Origin of the sequence: Mesorhizobium sp. M2E.F.Ca.ET.209.01.1.1, assembly GCF_004010375.2 — a bacterium.
GTDB lineage: Bacteria > Pseudomonadota > Alphaproteobacteria > Rhizobiales > Rhizobiaceae > Mesorhizobium.
This window is the reverse complement of the sequence record NZ_SADP02000171.1, coordinates 1-463: the sequence shown is the minus strand read 5'-3', so window position 1 is coordinate 463 and position 463 is coordinate 1. Positions and strand designations below refer to the sequence as shown.

The 463-nt window shown below is 62.4% G+C and carries 1 protein-coding gene; it reads right to left on the bottom strand.

The window, feature by feature from the left end; all coding sequences use genetic code 11:
- Positions 1-463: amino acid ABC transporter ATP-binding protein (locus EN852_RS35145; RefSeq protein WP_135879623.1), on the bottom strand; the 463-nt coding region annotated here is incomplete at both ends.

The window sequence follows — 463 nt, the reverse complement described above, 5'->3', positions numbered from 1 at the left end:
GAGGAAACCGCGCGTGCGTTCCTTTCGCGGCGCGCGAAAGATCTCGGCTGGCGGGCCTTCCTCGACAACCACGCCGCCATCCATGAACAGCACCCGGTCGGCGACCTCGCCGGCAAAGCGCATCTCATGCGTTACGATGAGCATGGTCATGTGTTCGGCGGCAAGCTGTTTCATCACCGCGTTGACCTCGTCGACAAGTTCCGGGTCGAGCGCCGAAGTGGCTTCATCGAACAGCATCACCTTGGGCTGCATGGCCAGAGCACGGGCAATCGCCACACGCTGCTTCTGGCCGCCCGAAAGCCGTGAGGGGTAGGCGTCGATCTTGTCGGCGAGCCCGACCTTCTTGAGCAGGGCATGCGCGTGTTCGAGGGCCTTCTCTGGAGGCTCCTTCAGCACATGCCGGGGCGCTTCGATGATGTTCTCCACCACCGTCATGTGCGGCCACAGATTGAAGTTCTGGAAC